General features: G+C 72.4%; 15 protein-coding genes and 1 riboswitch. Of the genes, 9 read left to right on the top strand and 6 right to left on the bottom strand.

Going from position 1 to position 16,435, the window contains the following annotated elements:
- The first annotated feature begins 55 nt into the window (after nucleotides 1-55).
- From htpX to QSK22_RS03380, 3 genes are all read left to right on the top strand, one after another.
- Nucleotides 56-973, top strand: a complete 918-nt coding sequence (htpX, locus tag QSK22_RS03370) for a zinc metalloprotease HtpX (protein WP_285492444.1) — start codon at nucleotides 56-58, stop codon at nucleotides 971-973.
- A gap of 2 nt (nucleotides 974-975) precedes the next feature.
- Nucleotides 976-1,545, top strand: a complete 570-nt coding sequence (gene pspAB, locus QSK22_RS03375; protein ID WP_285492445.1) for a PspA-associated protein PspAB — start codon at nucleotides 976-978, stop codon at nucleotides 1,543-1,545.
- 71 nt (nucleotides 1,546-1,616) lie between these two features.
- Nucleotides 1,617-2,387, top strand: coding sequence for a maleylpyruvate isomerase family mycothiol-dependent enzyme (locus QSK22_RS03380; RefSeq protein WP_285492446.1), 771 nt, complete (start codon nucleotides 1,617-1,619; stop codon nucleotides 2,385-2,387).
- A gap of 51 nt (nucleotides 2,388-2,438) precedes the next feature.
- On the opposite strand, the gene nadA is transcribed toward QSK22_RS03380, so the two are convergent.
- On the bottom strand, nucleotides 2,439-3,593 hold the full coding sequence (nadA, locus tag QSK22_RS03385; protein ID WP_285492447.1) for a quinolinate synthase NadA: 1,155 nt from the start codon (nucleotides 3,591-3,593) through the stop codon (nucleotides 2,439-2,441).
- 296 nt (nucleotides 3,594-3,889) lie between these two features.
- On the opposite strand from nadA, the gene QSK22_RS03390 reads away from it, so the two are divergent.
- Nucleotides 3,890-4,252, top strand: a complete 363-nt coding sequence (locus QSK22_RS03390) for a HesB/IscA family protein (RefSeq protein WP_285492448.1) — start codon at nucleotides 3,890-3,892, stop codon at nucleotides 4,250-4,252.
- 235 nt (nucleotides 4,253-4,487) lie between these two features.
- Nucleotides 4,488-5,474 (top strand): carbohydrate kinase family protein, encoded by a 987-nt coding sequence (locus QSK22_RS03395; protein ID WP_285492449.1) that lies wholly within the window; start codon nucleotides 4,488-4,490, stop codon nucleotides 5,472-5,474.
- Nucleotides 5,475-5,629: 155 nt separating this feature from the next.
- Here QSK22_RS03395 and QSK22_RS03400 read toward each other — a convergent pair whose 3' ends face one another.
- Together QSK22_RS03400 and QSK22_RS03405 are read right to left on the bottom strand one after the other, a co-directional pair.
- Nucleotides 5,630-5,938, bottom strand: coding sequence for a sulfurtransferase TusA family protein (locus QSK22_RS03400; protein WP_352231403.1), 309 nt, complete (start codon nucleotides 5,936-5,938; stop codon nucleotides 5,630-5,632).
- A gap of 71 nt (nucleotides 5,939-6,009) precedes the next feature.
- Complete coding sequence (locus tag QSK22_RS03405; RefSeq protein ID WP_285492901.1) at nucleotides 6,010-7,176, bottom strand: cysteine desulfurase family protein; 1,167 nt, start codon at nucleotides 7,174-7,176, stop codon at nucleotides 6,010-6,012.
- A gap of 207 nt (nucleotides 7,177-7,383) precedes the next feature.
- Between QSK22_RS03405 and ctaC the strand changes: the two genes are divergently transcribed.
- From ctaC to QSK22_RS03425, 4 genes are all read left to right on the top strand, one after another.
- Nucleotides 7,384-8,163 (top strand): aa3-type cytochrome oxidase subunit II, encoded by a 780-nt coding sequence (gene ctaC / locus QSK22_RS03410; RefSeq protein ID WP_285492450.1) that lies wholly within the window; start codon nucleotides 7,384-7,386, stop codon nucleotides 8,161-8,163.
- Entirely contained in the window at nucleotides 8,160-9,824 is a 1,665-nt protein-coding gene (gene ctaD / locus QSK22_RS03415; protein ID WP_285492451.1) for an aa3-type cytochrome oxidase subunit I, read from the top strand. The genes ctaC and ctaD overlap by 4 nt, the downstream gene beginning before the upstream one ends.
- A gap of 6 nt (nucleotides 9,825-9,830) precedes the next feature.
- Nucleotides 9,831-10,241 (top strand): cytochrome c oxidase subunit 4, encoded by a 411-nt coding sequence (locus QSK22_RS03420; RefSeq protein WP_285492452.1) that lies wholly within the window; start codon nucleotides 9,831-9,833, stop codon nucleotides 10,239-10,241.
- A gap of 207 nt (nucleotides 10,242-10,448) precedes the next feature.
- Nucleotides 10,449-11,813 (top strand): L,D-transpeptidase, encoded by a 1,365-nt coding sequence (locus tag QSK22_RS03425; RefSeq protein ID WP_285492453.1) that lies wholly within the window; start codon nucleotides 10,449-10,451, stop codon nucleotides 11,811-11,813.
- Here QSK22_RS03425 and QSK22_RS03430 read toward each other — a convergent pair.
- From QSK22_RS03430 to QSK22_RS03440, 3 genes are all read right to left on the bottom strand, one after another.
- Nucleotides 11,800-13,197 carry a M48 family metallopeptidase gene (locus QSK22_RS03430; RefSeq protein ID WP_285492454.1) on the bottom strand — a complete coding sequence of 466 codons (1,398 nt, stop codon included), beginning with the start codon at nucleotides 13,195-13,197 and terminating at the stop codon, nucleotides 11,800-11,802. The two genes, QSK22_RS03425 and QSK22_RS03430, sit on opposite strands and share 14 nt — an antisense overlap.
- Before the next feature lie 148 nt (nucleotides 13,198-13,345).
- The gene (locus QSK22_RS03435; RefSeq protein WP_285492455.1) at nucleotides 13,346-14,617 is read right to left on the bottom strand and encodes a hypothetical protein; all 1,272 of its coding nucleotides are present in this window, start codon (nucleotides 14,615-14,617) and stop codon (nucleotides 13,346-13,348) included.
- 193 nt (nucleotides 14,618-14,810) lie between these two features.
- A riboswitch (cyclic di-AMP (ydaO/yuaA leader) is annotated at nucleotides 14,811-15,023 on the bottom strand.
- A 399-nt stretch (nucleotides 15,024-15,422) separates the two neighbouring features.
- Nucleotides 15,423-16,334, bottom strand: a complete 912-nt coding sequence (locus QSK22_RS03440; protein ID WP_285492456.1) for a C40 family peptidase — start codon at nucleotides 16,332-16,334, stop codon at nucleotides 15,423-15,425.
- Nucleotides 16,335-16,435 lie beyond the last annotated feature (101 nt).

Consider the following 16,435-nt stretch of genomic DNA (forward strand, 5'->3'; position numbering starts at 1 on the left):
CGGACGAGCCCGGAACACCCGTGACGACGGGAGCCGACGACGGGAGGGGGCCCGTATGGCGCGCACCCGCTACGCGTCCGACCGGGGGCTGACGTCACGCATGGTCGTGACGATGTTCCTGCTCGGCCTGGTGTACGTCGCCTTCGTGGCGGCGTTCTTCGCGATCGCGCCCAGCTGGGGACTGGTCGCGCTGGCCATCGCGGTCGCGTTCCTGCTGGCCCAGTACTTCTTCTCCGACCGGCTGACGATGTTCGCCATGCACGGCCGGGTGGTCTCCGAACGGGAGGCACCGGAGCTGCACGGCGTCGTCGACCGGATCTGCGCCATGTCCGACGCGCCCAAGCCGCGCGTCGCCGTCGCCGACACCGACGTGCCGAACGCCTTCGCCACCGGCCGCAACCAGAAGAAGGCCGTGGTGTGCGTGACCACCGGCCTGCTGCGCCGCCTGGACCCCGTGGAGCTGGAGGGGGTGCTGGCGCACGAGATGTCGCACGTCGCGCACAAGGACGTGGCGGTCATGACCATCGCCTCGTTCCTGGGCGTGTGCGCCGGGCTGATCACCCGCCTCGGACTGGAGTGGGGGCTGTGGGGCGGGTTCGGCCGCCGCGACGGCGACCAGAACACCGGCCTGGTGCTGCTGGCGGTGGTGCTGGTCAGCGCCGTGGCGTACGCGATCAGCTTCCTGCTCACCCGGGCGCTGTCGCGGTACCGGGAGCTGTCGGCCGACCGGGCGGCGTCGCTGCTGACCGGCCGCCCGTCCGCGCTGGCCAGCGCGCTGACCAAGGTGTCGGGCGAAATGGCCCGCATCCCCGGTCGCGACCTGCGGGCGGCCGAGCCGTTCAACGCGTTCTTCTTCGCCCCCGCGTTCGCCAAGGGGTTCAGCGTCTCCGCGCTGTTCGCCACGCACCCGCCGCTGCAGCGGCGGCTGGCCCAGCTGCAGCGGATCTCCGACCAGCTCGGCAGGGGAGTGTGACGATGGGGTTCCTGGACGCCCTGCTCGGCCGGTCCAAGCCGGCCAGGCCCGACCTGGAGCGGCTGTTCGCGCTGCCGAACGCCGCGGTCACGCTGGAGGCGGCGGCCGGGTTCACCCCCACCGGCCTGGGCTCGGTGTGCTTCCGCGCCGCCGAGGGCGGGGCGTTCGCGCGGCTGCAGAGCGACCTGCGGGAGCTGCTCGACACCGGCGACGGCCCCCGGGTGGAGGTGAGCACCGACGGCTACGGCTACACCTGGATGCTGTCCCGGCACGCCCCCGACGAGCTGCCCGCGCTCGTCACCGACCTGCACGCGGTCAACTCCACCCTGGAGGCCAACGGCTTCGGGCCGCACCTGCTGTGCTCCCTGGCCGGGTTCCGCGACCCCGACGGGCGGCGCCTGGCGTTGATCTACCTCTACAAGCGCGGCACGTTCTACCCGTTCGCCCCGCTGCCCGGCGACAAGCGCGACAACGCCCTGGAACTGCAGGTCCGCGGGGCCGTCGCCGCCGACCTGCCCGTCGAGCAGGACCTGGGCCGCTGGTTCGCGGTCTGGGGCGCCCCCGGGCTGTGACCCGCCCGGCTTAGGATCAAGACGCCTCCGGCTCATGACCGCGACCCCCGGGGGCGTAAGGGGGCCACACCGTGCACTGGGACCACGAACGCTACTGCGACGCCGCACAGCAGGAGACCGAGTCCTTCGCCGACCGCGTGCGGGACGCCGACCTCGACACTCCGGTGCCGACCTGTCCGGGCTGGACGCTGGCCAAGCTGATCCGCCATCTGGGGCGCACGCACCGCTGGGCGGGCGGCCTGGTCGAACGCCGGGCGCGGCAGCAGGCGAGCGCCCGCGAGCTCGGCATCGTGGCCCCCGACGACCCCGCCGAGCTGCGGCCCTGGTTCGAGGAGGGCGCCGCCGCGCTGCTGCGCACGCTGCGCGCCGCCGACCCGGACGAGGCGGTGTGGACGTGGGGCCCCGACCAGCACGTGCGGTTCTGGAGCAGGCGGATGCTGCACGAGACCGCCGTGCACCGCTACGACGCCGACAACGCCCTCGGCGCCGAGACGGGCTTTTCGGCCGGCGTCGCCGACGACGGCATCGCCGAGTTCGCCGCGAACCTGGAGAGCGTCGCCGCGTTCTCCCCGAAGGTCGGCAGACTGCGCGGCGACGGCACGGTCCTCGCCTTCACCGCGTCCGACACCGGCACCCGCATGCTGCTGCGCCTGCTGCCCGACCGGTTCGACTGGACCCGCGCGGACGGCGCCGGCGACGCCCGGGCCGACGCGGAGGTCACCGCCGCCGCCGGCGACCTGTACCTGTTCCTGTGGGGACGGCGCCGCATCGGCGACCCGGGCATCCGGGCGCGCGGCGACGAGGCCGTGCTGACCCTCTGGACGGAGAACGCGGCGATCTGACGGGGGCGGGCCGGGCCGCTGCGGCCGCCCGGCCCGCCCCCGCCGGCGGCGTTACGGCAGCGCCAGCATCTGGTCGAGGGCGACGCGGGCGTAGTGCGCGGTCTCGGGATCGACCTCGATGGGGTTGACGACCTCGTCCCGCGCCAGCGACTCCAGCGCCCACACCAGGTGCGGCAGGTCGATGCGGTTCATCGTCGAGCAGAAGCACACCGTGCGGTCCAGGAACATCACGTTCTTGTCCGGGTGCGCCTGGGCCAGCCGCTTCACCAGGTTCAGCTCCGTGCCGACCGCCCACGCCGACCCGGACGGGGCCGACTCGATGGTCTTGATGATGAACTCGGTGGACCCGATCAGGTCGGCGCCGAGGACCACCTCGTGCCGGCACTCGGGGTGCACGAGCACGTTCACGTCCGGGACCCGGGCCCGCACCTCGTCCACCGACTCCTTGGTGAACCGGCCGTGCACCGAGCAGTGGCCGCGCCACAGCAGCATCCTGGCGTCGCGCAGCCGCTGCCGGGTCAGCCCCCCGTCCGGGCGGTGCGGGTTGTAGACGACGCAGTCGTCCAGCGACATGCCCATCTCCAGGACGGCGGTGTTGCGCCCGAGGTGCTGGTCGGGCAGGAACAGCACCTTCGACCCCTTGGAGAACGCCCACTCCAGGGCGCGCCTGGCGTTGGAGGAGGTGCAGACCGTGCCCCCGCGGCGGCCCACGAACGCCTTGATGTCGGCGGAGGAGTTCATGTAGGTCACCGGCACGACGTCGTCGGCCACGCCGGCGTCCTCCAGCACCTCCCAGCACTCCTCCACCTGGTCGAACGTGGCCATGTCCGCCATCGAGCAGCCCGCCGCCAGGTCCGGCAGCACCACCCGCTGGTGGTCGGCGGTCAGGATGTCGGCGGACTCGGCCATGAAGTGCACGCCGCAGAACACCACGTACGGCGCCTGCGGCCGGGCCGCCGCCTCGCGGGCCAGCTTGAACGAGTCGCCGGTGACGTCCGCGAACTGGATCACCTCGTCGCGCTGGTAGTGGTGGCCCAGCACGAACACCCGGTCGCCGAGCGCCGCCTTGGCGGCACGGGCGCGCTCCACCAGGGCGGGGTCGGAGGCGGGGGGCAGGTCGCCTGGGCAGTCGACGCCGCGCTCGCTGTCCGGGTCCGCGCCCCGGCCCAGGAGCAGCAGCGGCAGATCACGCACGGGGGTGGTCACGACGCTCTCCCTCCTGCGACAACTTATCGTCGCTTTGACGACTAATAATCGCACACATTCCGGGCATCCAAACCGGGCGGGACGGGGTGTGACGCAGACCGCACCCGATCCGCGGGCCGGATCGGGTGTCAGGCGGGCGTCAGGCGGAATGACCACGGAGCGAGGTACGTTGTCCTAGGAACGTCGAGGCGCGGTGGACCCGAACGCGCCCGACTCGACGACATCCGAGACGAAAGCCGCGGGCGCGGCGCAGACACAAGCCGCAGGCGCGGCGAGGACACCCGGGAGCCACACACATGACGGTTTCAGGCGAGACCACGCAGGAGACCACGCAGCAGGGCGTCATCCTGACCGACGCCGCCGCCGAGAAGGCCAAGAGCCTGCTCGAGCAGGAGGGCCGCGACGACCTGGCGCTGCGTGTCGCCGTGCAGCCGGGGGGCTGCTCGGGCCTGATCTACCAGCTGTTCTTCGACGAGCGGCAGATGGACGGCGACCTGGTCCAGGACTTCAACGGCCTGGCGGTGCGGGTCGACCGGATGAGCGCCCCGTACCTGGCCGGCGCCACCATCGACTTCGTCGACACGATCGAGAAGCAGGGCTTCACGATCGACAACCCGAACGCGTCGGGCTCCTGCGCCTGCGGCGACTCCTTCAACTAGGGGCCGCCCTCCGGCCGCACGAGGTGCGGCCGCGGCTGCGAACGCTCGCCAGGGCCCGGACGGCGCGCCGTCCGGGCCCTCGCGTCTCCGGCCGCGCGGCGTCTTGCGCCCCGGGGCTGCGGCGCGGGCCGATCTCGTGATGCCATGGGCAGTAGTCTTGACCGTCCCGCGATCCCCCATGGGGTCGACGACAGCCGGACACACAGCCGGACGACACCACGAGGAGAGCGACGCCGTGCGCATCGCCGTGACAGGCTCCATCGCGACCGACCATCTGATGACCTTCCCCGGGCGGTTCACCGACCAGCTGCTACCCGATCAGCTCGATCGGGTGTCGCTGTCGTTCCTGGTGGACGAGCTGGAGATCAGGCGGGGCGGCATCGCCGCCAACATCTGCTTCGGCATGGGCAGCCTGGGCCACAGGTCGATCCTGGTGGGCTCGGTCGGTGACGACTTCGCCGACTACCGGTCCTGGCTGGACCGGCACGGCGTGGACACCGCCTCGGTGCACGTGTCCGAGCTGCACCACACCGCCCGCTTCCTGTGCACCACCGACCAGGACCAGAACCAGATCGCCACCTTCTACGCCGGGGCGATGAGCGAGGCGCGCTCCATCGAGCTGCAGCCGGTCGCCGACCGGGTGGGCGGGTTGGACCTGGTGGTGATCAGCCCGAACGACCCCGAGGCGATGCTGCGGCACACCGACGAGTGCCGCGCCCGCGGCATCCCGTTCGCCGCCGACCCGTCCCAGCAGCTGGCCCGCATGGACGGCGCGGACGTGCGCAGGCTCATCGACGGCGCCGCCTACCTGTTCAGCAACGAGTACGAGAAGGCCCTGGCCGAGGAGAAGACCGGCTGGTCGGAGCGGGAGTTTCTGGACCGGGTCGGGGTCCGGGTGACCACCCTCGGCCCCAAGGGCGCGATCATCGACCGCAAGGGCGAGGAGGGCCTGCACGTGCCCGCCGCCCCCGTCGCCAAGGTCGTCGACCCCACCGGAGTGGGCGACGCCTTCCGCGCCGGGTTCCTCACGGCCACCGCCTGGGGCCTGCCGCTGGAGCGCGCGGCCCAGGTCGGCAACGTCACCGCCGCCTACGCCCTCGAGGCCGCCGGCCCGCAGGAGTACTCCCTGTCGACCTCCGCCTTCCTGGAGCGCCTGGCCGGCAGCTACGGGGAGGCCGCCGCCGACGACGTCCGCCCCCACCTGACCTGTCCGAACCCGTAAGGACGCCGCATCGGTGAACAGCGGCCCTCCCGCACGGAAGGGCCGCTGTTCCACGTCTGCGGGGGCCGCCCGAAGGCGAGCGGGAGCCCGCGAACACCCGGCCGTCGGGACGAGCGGCGGATCAGTACGAACGGCGGATCAGTACGAGCGGCGGATCAGTACGAGCGGCGGATATGGAAGGCCCAGCCCTGCTGGAGCGCCTCCTCGCGCACGAACTCCTGCGACTTCATCCGGCACCAGGCGGGCACGTCGGTGCGGGCGGCCACGTCGTCGGCGAGCACCGCGACGATCTCGCCGACCGGGACCTCCCGGATCCGCTCGGCCAGCATGATGATCGGGATGGGGCACTTGCGGCCCAGCGCGTCGATGACCAGCGCGGGCGGGGGCCCGGCGGGGGCGGCCGGCGGTTCGGGGGGCTGCGGCGCGCGCTCGGCGGCGCGGCGGGAACGGCCCAGGAATCTCATCGGAGCGGCCGCCTCACTGTCGTGGTCACGGGGGGAAGGGGCGATGGGGGCGGGGGCGGGGTCATGGGACGTCACTCCACGCTTGCTCCGGCGGCCCGGCGCAGCCGGGCGACCGCGTCGGGCAGCACCTGCAGGAACCGGTCGACGTCGGCCGCGCGTGCGCCGCGGGGCAGCGACACCCGCACGTTGCCATGGGTGATCACTCCCATCGCCTCCAGGACATGGCTGGGACGCAGCGTATCGGCCGTGCACGAGCTTCCCGAGGAGACCGCGAAACCCAGGCGGTCCAGTTCGGTCAGCAGCGCCTCGCCCGGCACGTACAGGCAGGAGAACGTCACCAGGTGCGGCAGCCGCCGCTCCGGGTCGCCCACCACCTGTACGTCTTCGATCGTACGCGGCACCCGGTCCCGGATACGGCCGATCAGCTCGGAAAGGCGGGGCGCCTCGGCGGACATCTCGGCGCGCACCGCCGTCAGCGCGGCCGCCGCCGCCACCGCGCCCGGCACGTTCTCGAACCCGGGCACGCGCCGCCGCTCGCGCTCGTCCTGCGGCAGCGGCGAACGCCACCGAGTGCCCTTGCGGACGACCAGCACGCCCACGCCGGGCGGCCCGCCCCACTTGTGCGCGCTCGCGGCCAGCAGCGACCAGCCGCCCGGCACGTCGACGCGGCCGACCGACTGCGCCGCGTCCACCATCAACGGCACCCCGGCGGCGCGGCACGCCGCCGCGGCCTCGGCGACCGGCTGCACCGTGCCGACCTCGTGGTTGGCCGACTGCAGGCACGCCAGCGCGGTGTCCGGGCGCAGCGCCGCGGCGAACTCGTCCGGGTCGACGCGGCCGTGCCGGTCCACGCCCACCACGGTGACCTCGCCGCCGTCGGCCTCGTGCGACTCGGCCGCGTGCAGCACGCTGGAGTGCTCCACCGCGCTCACCACCAGGTGGCGGCCGGTGCGGCGGCGCGCCCGCAGCGCGCCCAGCACGGCCAGGTGCACCGCCTGCGTGCCGGACGCGGTGAACGACACCTCGTCCGGACGCACCCCGAGCACGGACGCGACCTGCGCGCGCGCCCGGTCGAGCAGCATCCGCGAGGAGCGCGCCGCACCGTACAGGCGGGCCGGATCCGCCCATCCCGAGTCGAGCGCGTCCAGCAGCGCCGCGCGCGCCGCCGGGTGCGGCGGCTCGCCGGACGCGGCGTCGAGATAGACCCTCTCGGAAGGGGCCGTTTCAGCGGTTCGCACGTCGCTGCCCACATCGGATTCGGCCACCTCAGGAGCGTAACCGGGCACCCGATCGGGGGTTGGCGCGACCCTCGCGCTAATCTGTCCATCGCACGTGTGACAACCGACCTGACCGCCCGGAGGACCGGGCTTCATCTGTGGGGAAGGCAATCCGTGAGTCCGACCCGCTCTAGGGAGCGGCGTACGCCTGTGCGCGGTCGCCGCGCGTTGAAAAGCGCAGGGGCCCTGGGCCTGCTGGCGTTGACCGCCTCGGCATGCAGCGACGAGGCCAAGCGCCTGGGCATGCCCGAACCGATCAGCGAGCAGGCCGAGCGCATGCTCACGCTGTGGCAGGGCTCCTGGATCGCGGCGTTCGCCGTCGGCGGCGTCGTCTGGGGCCTGATCATCTGGGCGGTGCTGTTCCACCGCAAGCGCTCCGACGACCTGCCGCCGCAGGTGCGCTACAACCTGCCGATCGAGATCCTCTACACGGCGGTCCCGTTCGTCATCATCGGCGTGCTGTTCTACTTCACCGCCCGCGACCAGGACTACGTCGAGAAAATCGACAACACCAAGCCGCCGGCGGTCACGGTCGACGTCATCGGCTTCCAGTGGAGCTGGCAGTTCGACTACAAGGAGAAGGACGCCTCCGGCCGCGAGCGGACCGTCGCCTCCGTGGTCGGCGTGCCGGTCGCCCCCGACTCCGACAACAAGCCGGTGCTCACCGTCCCGTCGGGTGAGCGCGTCCGCATCCGGCTGCACTCCAACGACGTGATCCACTCGTTCTGGGTCCCGGCGCTCCTCTACAAGAAGGACGTCATGCCGGGCTACACCAACGAGTTCGAGTTCACCGCCACCAAGACCGGCACCTACGAGGGCCGGTGCGCCGAGCTGTGCGGCGTCGACCACAGCCGCATGCTGTTCCAGCTGCGCGTGGTCACGCCCCAGCAGTACGACCAGTTCATCGCCCAGGCCAAGGCCAAGGCGGCGCAGGGAGCCAAGCAGTGACCACCGTCAGCGACGCACCGCGCGCGCAGCTCGCCGCGGCGCGCACGAGCAAGGGGCGCATCATCGCGTCCTGGCTGTCCAGCACCGACCACAAGGTGATCGGCTACATGTACCTGATCACCTCGTTCATCATGTTCCTCATCGGCGGCCTGATGGCCGTGGTGATGCGGGCGGAGCTGTACAAGCCGGGCCTGCAGCTGGTCAGCAACGAGCAGTTCAACCAGCTGTTCACCATGCACGGCACGGTCATGCTGCTGATGTTCGCGACCCCGCTGTTCGCCGGGTTCGCCAACGTCATCATGCCGCTGCAGATCGGGGCGCCGGACGTGGCGTTCCCGCGGATGAACATGCTGGCGTACTGGCTGTTCCTGTTCGGCAGCCTGATCGCGCTGTCGGGGTTCCTCACCCCGGGCGGCGCGGCCAGCTTCGGATGGTTCGCCTACGCGCCGCTGTCGGACGCGGTGCGCTCCCCGGGCATCGGCGGTGACCTGTGGGTGATGGGCCTGACCATGTCGGGTCTCGGCACCATCCTGGGCGGCGTCAACTTCATCACCACGATCCTGTGCATGCGCGCCCCCGGCATGACCATGTTCCGCATGCCGATCTTCACCTGGAACGTGCTGCTGACCTCCATCCTGGTCCTGCTGGCGTTCCCGCCGCTGGCGGCCGCGCTGCTGGGGCTGGAGGCCGACCGCAAGTTCGGCGCGCACATCTTCGACGCCGCGCATGGCGGGGCGCTGCTGTGGCAGCACCTGTTCTGGTTCTTCGGGCACCCGGAGGTCTACATCATCGCCTTGCCGTTCTTCGGCGTGGTGACCGAGATCCTTCCGGTGTTCAGCCGCAAGCCCATCTTCGGCTACATCGGCCTGGTGTTCGCGACCATCGCCATCGCCGGCCTGTCGGTGACGGTGTGGGCGCACCACATGTACGTCACCGGCCAGGTGCTGCTGCCGTTCTTCTCGTTCATGACGTTCCTGATCGCGGTGCCCACCGGGGTGAAGTTCTTCAACTGGGTCGGCACCATCTGGCGGGGGCAGCTCACCTTCGAGTCGCCGATGCTGTGGTCGCTGGGCTTCCTGGTGACGTTCCTGTTCGGCGGGCTGACCGGCGTCATCCTCGCCTCCCCGCCGATGGACTTCCAGCTCAGCGACTCCTACTTCGTGGTGGCGCACTTCCACTACGTGCTGTTCGGCACCGTGGTGTTCGCGATGTTCGCCGGGTTCTTCTTCTGGTGGCCGAAGTGGACCGGCAAGATGCTGAACGACCGGCTCGGCAAGGTGCAGTTCTGGATGCTGTTCATCGGCTTCCACGGCACCTTCCTGGTGCAGCACTGGCTGGGCGCCGAGGGCATGCCGCGCCGGTACGCCGACTACGCCGAGGAGTTCACCGGCCTGAACATGCTGTCCTCCGGTTTCACGCTGCTGCTCGGCCTGTCGATGCTGCCGTTCTTCTACAACGTCTACATCACCTGGAAGAAGGGCAAGCGGGTCGAGGTGGACGACCCGTGGGGCTACGGCAACTCCCTGGAGTGGGCGACGTCGTGCCCGCCGCCGCGGCACAACTTCAACTCGATTCCCCGGATCCGTTCCGAGCGGCCCGCGTTCGACCTGCACCACCCGCGGGTCGGCGTCAAGGGCGAGCTCACCGGGACGAAGGGATAACCGGCGATGCGCGTACAGGCGTTCATGTTCTACGGATGCGCGGTCTTCTTCCTCGCCGCCGACGTCGTCTACTGGCTGTGGTCCAAGGACTGGACCGGCACCACGGCGCTGGCCCTGGCCATCGGCCTGGCGGGCCTGATCGGGTTCTACATCCACTTCACCGTCCGCCGGCTGGAGAAGGCCAACGGCGGCCCGCTGTACGAGGACGACCCGGAGGGCGAGATCGCCGACGCCGCGGGCGAGCTGGGCTTCTTCAGCCCGCACAGCTGGTGGCCGCTGTTCCTGGCGCTGTCCGCCGCGGCGATCACGCTGGGCATGGTGTTCGGCTGGTGGCTGGTGATCCTCGGGGTGGCCGCCACGCTGCTCACCTCGATCGGCCTGGTGTTCGAGTACTACCGGGGCCACTTCTCGCACTGATCCCCGCCGCACCCGCCGGGGGACGGGCGTCAACATCCGCTCCGTCTTCCGCAAGGGCGGCGTGCTGATCGCCCCAGCGATCGGCAAAGAAAGCCGTCGAGGGCCGGGACCCGTCTACCGGACGGGTCCCGGCTTTCCGCATAATGATCGTCGTGCACGTTTCGTGAGGAATGTTTGCCGACGGTGACATGCGATCGGGGGGGCACGGTGCGCGTCGGGAGCTGGGGGACGAGGGGCGTCGGACGGCCCGCCGCGACCGTCCGGCGGCGGTGCGGCCCGGCGGGTCCGCGCCCGCGGCGGACGGCGCTGCTGCTCGGCGCGGTGCTCGCGGTCGCGGGCGGCGCGGCCGCCTGCGACGGCGGCGAACGCGGACCGGACCCGCGCGAGGCGGTGCGCCTGGAGGTGACCCCCGCGGACGGCAGCGCGCTGATCCGGCCCGACAGCCCGATCGACGTGCGGGCCCGCAACGGCACCATAGAGAACGTCACCGTGACGACGAAGGGCACCCGCGTCGAGGGCGGGCTGAACCGCGAGCGCGACCGGTGGCGGTCCCGCTGGACGCTCGACCCGGACACCCACTACACCGTCGTCGCCACCGCCGTCGGCCGCGACGGCAGGACGCGCACGGTCACCAGCGTATTCGGCACCGCCCGGCCCGACCGGACCCTGGAGGCGGCCCTCTCCGCGCCCGACCACGGCGAGACCGTGGGCGTCGGCATGCCCATCGTGCTGCGCTTCGAGCAGGAGGTGACCGACCGCGCCGCCGTGGAGCGCGCACTGGAGCTGACCTCGTCCAGGCCGGTGGAGGGCGCCTGGCACTGGTTCGACGGCCAGAGCCTGGTGTTCCGCACCAGGAACTACTGGCCCGCCCAGACCGACGTGAGGTTCCGGGCGCACCTGAGCGGCTTGCACGCCGGCGGCGGGCTGTACGGCACCAGGAACCTCGACGTGCGCTTCCGCGTCGGCGACCAGCACATCATCCGGGCCGACGAGGACAGCCACCAGATGTGGGTGATGCGCAACGGCCGCCTGGTCCGCACCATCCCCATCAGCATGGGCCGCGGCGGCATCGAGAAGTACACCACCACCAACGGCGTGCACCTGACCATGGAGAAGGGCAACCCGGTCATCATGGACTCGTCCACGGTGGGGTGCGGACCGGACTGCCCCGACTACTACCGCCAGGTCGTCTACTACGCCGTCCGCATCTCCAACAGCGGCGAGTACGTGCACAGCGCCCCCTGGTCCGTGGGCTCGCAGGGGTCGGAGAACGTCAGCCACGGGTGCGTCAACGCCAGCCCGGAGAACGCGCGCTGGTTCTACGACTTCGTCTACCGGGGCGACCCGCTGACGGTGACGGGAAGCTCGCGCGAGCTGGAGCCCGACAACGGCTGGGGGTACTGGCAGATGAAGTGGGACGACTGGGTGAGGGGCAGCGCGCTGAACCGGTCGCTGCTGGTGGGGCCGAACGGCAGCACCCCCGTGCGGAGCACCGTGCAGGCGCCCAGCCAGGCCGGCCCGCGCTCGTCCCCGGGTGCGCACGGGGGCCGCGGGACCGCTACCGGCGATTGAGCGGGGGAGGCTCGGCCGCGCCGTGCATGCGCGCCCAGTCGCGGGCCATGGCGATGCGCTGCGGGCCGGCCGGGTGCGTTCGCCACAGCACGTACTCCACCGGGTCGGGACGCAGGTCGGAAATGTTGCGCACCGACAGTTCGCGCTGCATCGACACAAATGTGGCCGGGTCGCGGGTCAGGTCGAGGGAGTGCGCGTCGGCGCGGGCCTCGATGTGCCTGCTGACGAGGTTCTGCACGGGAGCGCCGACCTGGACGGCCACCGTCACCAGGGCCAGCACGAGCGCGGCCGAGCGGGCGTCCGCCAGGCCGCCGCCGTCGACGCCCGCGCGTCTGCGCAGCCGCGGCGAGGTCAGCAGCAGGTACAGCAGGCAGATCCCCCCGGAGACGGCCAGCGCGCCGATGAGCGTGCCGTGGAGCACGTCGTCGTTGTCGGCGTGCCCCAGCTCGTGCGCCACGATCGATTCGACCTGCTCGGGCGGGGCGCTCTTGAGCAGGGTGTCGTAGACGACGATGCGCCGCGTGGACCCGAACCCGGAGACGTAGGCGTTGAGCGCGGTGGTGCGCCGCGACGCGTCGGCCACCAGCACGTCGGTCACCGGGACGCCGTCGCGTTCGGCCATCGCCAGCAGTTCGCTGCGCAGCGGCCCGGCGGGCAGCGAGTGGAACTTGTTGAACAGCGGCTCGACCGCCACCGGGTACACGAACGACGCGCCGACCACCAGCAGGAACCCGCCCGCCGCGGCCCCGGCCCACCACCAGCGCGGGAAGCGCCGCATCAGCAGGTACAGCAGCGCCAGCGCCACAGTCCAGATCACCCAGGTGACGCCCAGCGACTTGAGCTGGTCGGTCAGCCACGACGGCCACGGCTGGGTGGACAGCCCGTAGCGGTGCAGCACCGACTCGCTCCAGGCGTCGAACGGCAGCCCCACGAGCCGCACGACCGCCGTCAGTGCCAGCGCCGCCGCGGCCACGCGCAGCGGCCACCAGGGCAGCCGGGCCGTCGCCCGGTTCAGGAACCGCGACCCCAGCGGTGTCAGCCCCAGGACGAGCACGAGGGCGAGGCCGACGAGCAGACCCGCGTACGCGGGCGGGGCCAGGGCCGCGTCGAACGCCCGGGACCGTTCGATCTGGGCGGGGGTGAAGTCGAGGGCCGGGTCGGGGGCGGTGTGCCCGCCGGGGACGTGCCCGGGCAGCGGGTTCCACGGTGTGGTGACGGCCAGCACGACGCCGACGGCGGCGAACAGCACCACCGACGCGACCGCCGCCGCCACCCGCGGCCCGGTGCGCCGCTGCGCGCCCTGCGCCGTCCGGGTCGGCGGGTCGTCCGCCCGGGCGGCCCGCGCCGGTGCGTCCGCCGTGTTCTCGCCGCGTTCGCCGCTCACTGCCTCGCCTCCGCACACGCCGTCCCGCCGCCGGTCCGATGCCGCCGGCCCTGCCCTGTCGTCCTGCTCCGTCGTCCTGCTCCGTCGTCCTGCTCTGTCGTCCTGCTCCGTCGTCTTGCCCTGTCGTCCTGCCCCGTCGCCCGTTCCGTCAGCCCAGCTCCTCGCGGAGGTAGCCGCGCCACAGCGCGGTGAGGCGGTCCCGGCCGACGCCCAGCGTCTCGCGCAGCGCGGTGTCCTCCGGTATGCGGCCGGCGGCCCGGTAGAGCCGGACCAGCGCGGCCTCACCGTACCGCTCGGCGATCATCCGGCACGCCAGCCACGCCTCCTGGTACGCCTGCGACAGCCGCGGCGAGGAGCCGGCGAAGTCGGCGCGGCCGGGCAGCCCGGCGGGCAGCCGCCCGGCGGCGACCTCGGCGCGCAGCTCGCGGGCCGCCGACCGGACGCCGATGTCCGCCCGCAGGTAGCCGACGTAGTCGGCCAGGCCCTCGATCAGCCACAGCGGGGTGCGGCCGTCGCGTGCGCCGCCGGTGGCCACGTGGGTCAGCTCGTGCGTCAGCACGACGTCGCGGCCCAGCTCGTTCAGGCGGGCGAACGCGGCGGGGGACACGACCACGCGGTCGGCGCCCGGCCCCTGCGCGGTGGGCGCCACGGTCGCGACGGCGGCGATCCGGTCGAGGTCCTGCGACGGCCCGGCCAGCGCGGAGGCCAGCCGGGCGTCCGCGGGCACCAGCGCGACGGTGCGCCGCCGCCAGCCGCCGCTGCCCACGACGCCGGAGACGACGGGCACGGCCGCGTCCAGGCGGTGCGCGATCTCCTGCAGGCGCGGTCCGTCGCCCACCACGAGGGTGTGGCCGCCCCGCACCACGGTGAGCGGGCCGCCGTCGAAGATGTCGGCGTCGTCGGCCAGGCCGCGCGCGGAACCGTCGCCCGCGATCGTCCAGGAGCCCGCACGCGGTGCGAACGCCAGGTAGCGGGTGCGGACGACGGGTTCGTCGTCGAAGCCGCGCAGACGGTAGCTCAGCCGCACGCGGGCCACGGCGGAGCCGGGTTCGATGCGGTCGAGCGTCTCGCTCCACGACGCCAGCGGAAGCCGCAGCAGGTTGTCGAACAAGCGGCCCTGGGCGTCGCGGTACGCGGCCGGAGCGGTGGCGACCGTGGCCATGAAGGCGGTGCGGTCGCGTTCGCGCACGGCGCGCGTGCGGTTGGCCAGGACGGCCGCGACCGCGCGCGCGTCGGGCACGGCGGTGGGCGTCGCGGAGACCGTGGTGCGGGCGGGCGCGTCGGACCCGGCGGCGGTCAGGCCGAGCCCCGCCGACAGGCATCCCGCCAGGGCGGCGGCGGTGGCGATGACGGCCGCGCGGCGCGAGATCCGGCGGGGCGGCGGCCCGTCGGTCCCGGGGCGGCCGTCGTCGTCCTTCATGCGGGCGATCCTATGCGGGGGTGCCGCGCACGCGGGGGCCTTGGGCGCAGGACGAAGCGGCGTGGCCGCCCGTGGGGGACGGCCACGCCGCGCAAAGAGACTGTGGTTCGGTCCGTCATGGACCCGGGAAGATGCAGACCGCCGGAATACCGGGGCGGCGGTCGCTGTCGGCACAAAGAGTTCTAAGGTGGCGCTCACTCCTTCCAGACGCCTACCGGGTTAGCTGACGGGTTCGGTCGTGGAAGTCGACCTACGGCGCGTGTGCCCTCGCCTTCCGGGGGCGGGGGACGGGCGCCGATTCACCCCGGAGCCGGCCACGGCCCGTATGGACGGGCCCGCGGGCGCCGGCTCGGTGGGTCCCCGGCTCCACCCCTGGTCCCAGGGGCGGACTCGGCGGTCAAGCGGCGATGAACTTGTCCGGGATCGGATGAGGACGGGCCCCGGGTGCGGGGTCCGTCCGGCCGGGCCCGGTGGGCCTGCGTGGCGCACTACCGGAGCCATGCACACCGGGGCGTGCGCACGTGCGGCCTGGGACCGGCGAGCGGGGGACGGCATCTGGCGGATGCCGCGGAGGAGAGACGCGGCACGGGGTGCCGCTGCGGGGCGCGGCACCTGGCTGGTGCCGCAGGGTGACGTCCAGACGTCGGTGCTGGTACGGCGCCTGGCCGGCGTCGCAAGCGGTCACAAAGTACCAAAGAGCAACGGATAGGCAAATACCCGACAAAAAGATCTACGGTCCAGGTCGGAGCGCGTCCGACCTGGACCGTAGCCGGGAAGACGGGGCGGGGACGAGGGGCGCGGGCCGTCAGACCCGCCCGGCGCCGTAGAAGTTCGTCCGGTAGTAGCCCGAGGTAATCGAAACGATCTCCACGTTCTTCCCGGTGCGCGGCGCGTGGATCATCTTGCCGCCGCCGATGTACAGCCCCACGTGCCCGAGGCTGTTGAAGAACACCAGGTCGCCGGGCTGCAGCGCGTCGAACGACACGCGGCGGGTGGCGGCGTACTGGCTGTTGGTGACGCGCGGCAGGTTCACCCCGGCGGCGCCCCAGGCCCGCATCGTCAGCCCCGAGCAGTCGTAGGAGTTGGGCCCCTCGGCGCCGTACTGGTACGGCTTGCCGAGCTGCGCGTAGGCGAACTGGATCGCCGTGCGCGCCGACCCGCTGGCCGGGCCGTTGTAGGTGGCCCCGCTGCCCGTGCCGGGCTTGTCGGCGGTCTCGCCCAGCTTGGCCAGCAGCTTCTTCTGCGCCGCGATCGACTTCTCGACCTCGGCCTTCTTCTCCTTCAGCTCCTTGGCCTTCTTGACGACCTCGTCGTAGGCCGCCTGGGCCTGCGCCTGCTCCCGGCGCAGCCGCTGCGTCGAGGCCAGGAACTGGTCCAGCTCCGAGCTGCGGTTGCGGGACAGGTGCGAGATGACCGCGGACTGGTCGAGGATCTTCTGCGGGTCGTCCGCCGCGGCGAACCCGACGACGCCGCCGGTGTCGCCGTTCTTGTACGCGGCGGCCGCCATCTCGGCGATCTTCTGGCGCAGCTCGTTGAAGGTCTTCTGCTCGTCCGCGCCGGCCTTCTTGGTCGCCTTCAGCTTGCGCTTGGCGATCTTGAGCTCTTCGCCGACCTGGTTGTACTTCTCGACCAGCTGCTCGACCTGCTCGTTGAGCTTGGTGAGCTTCTTACGGGCGTCGGCCGCGCTCGGCGTCGGGTCGGCGTGCGCCGTCGCCATGGGCACCGTCAGGGACGCCGCCACGGTGAGGCAGGCGGTCGCCACCAGGCGCCGGGGGGCGAGCCGCCCCCCGAAGAGATTCCGTGGGCCTCGCGAGTCCG

Origin of the sequence: Actinomadura sp. NBRC 104425, assembly GCF_030269545.1 — a bacterium.
Taxonomy (GTDB): domain Bacteria; phylum Actinomycetota; class Actinomycetes; order Streptosporangiales; family Streptosporangiaceae; genus Spirillospora; species Spirillospora keratinilytica.

Coding starts and splice junctions, on each gene's coding strand:
- htpX (WP_285492444.1), top strand. CDS start 56: ATGGCGCGCACCCGCTACGCGTCCGACCGGGGGCTGACGTCACGCATG.
- pspAB (WP_285492445.1), top strand. CDS start 976: ATGGGGTTCCTGGACGCCCTGCTCGGCCGGTCCAAGCCGGCCAGGCCC.
- QSK22_RS03390 (WP_285492448.1), top strand. CDS start 3,890: ATGACGGTTTCAGGCGAGACCACGCAGGAGACCACGCAGCAGGGCGTC.
- QSK22_RS03400 (WP_352231403.1), bottom strand. CDS start 5,938: ATGAGATTCCTGGGCCGTTCCCGCCGCGCCGCCGAGCGCGCGCCGCAG.
- QSK22_RS03420 (WP_285492452.1), top strand. CDS start 9,831: ATGCGCGTACAGGCGTTCATGTTCTACGGATGCGCGGTCTTCTTCCTC.
- QSK22_RS03435 (WP_285492455.1), bottom strand. CDS start 14,617: ATGAAGGACGACGACGGCCGCCCCGGGACCGACGGGCCGCCGCCCCGC.
- QSK22_RS03440 (WP_285492456.1), bottom strand. CDS start 16,334: ATGGCGACGGCGCACGCCGACCCGACGCCGAGCGCGGCCGACGCCCGT.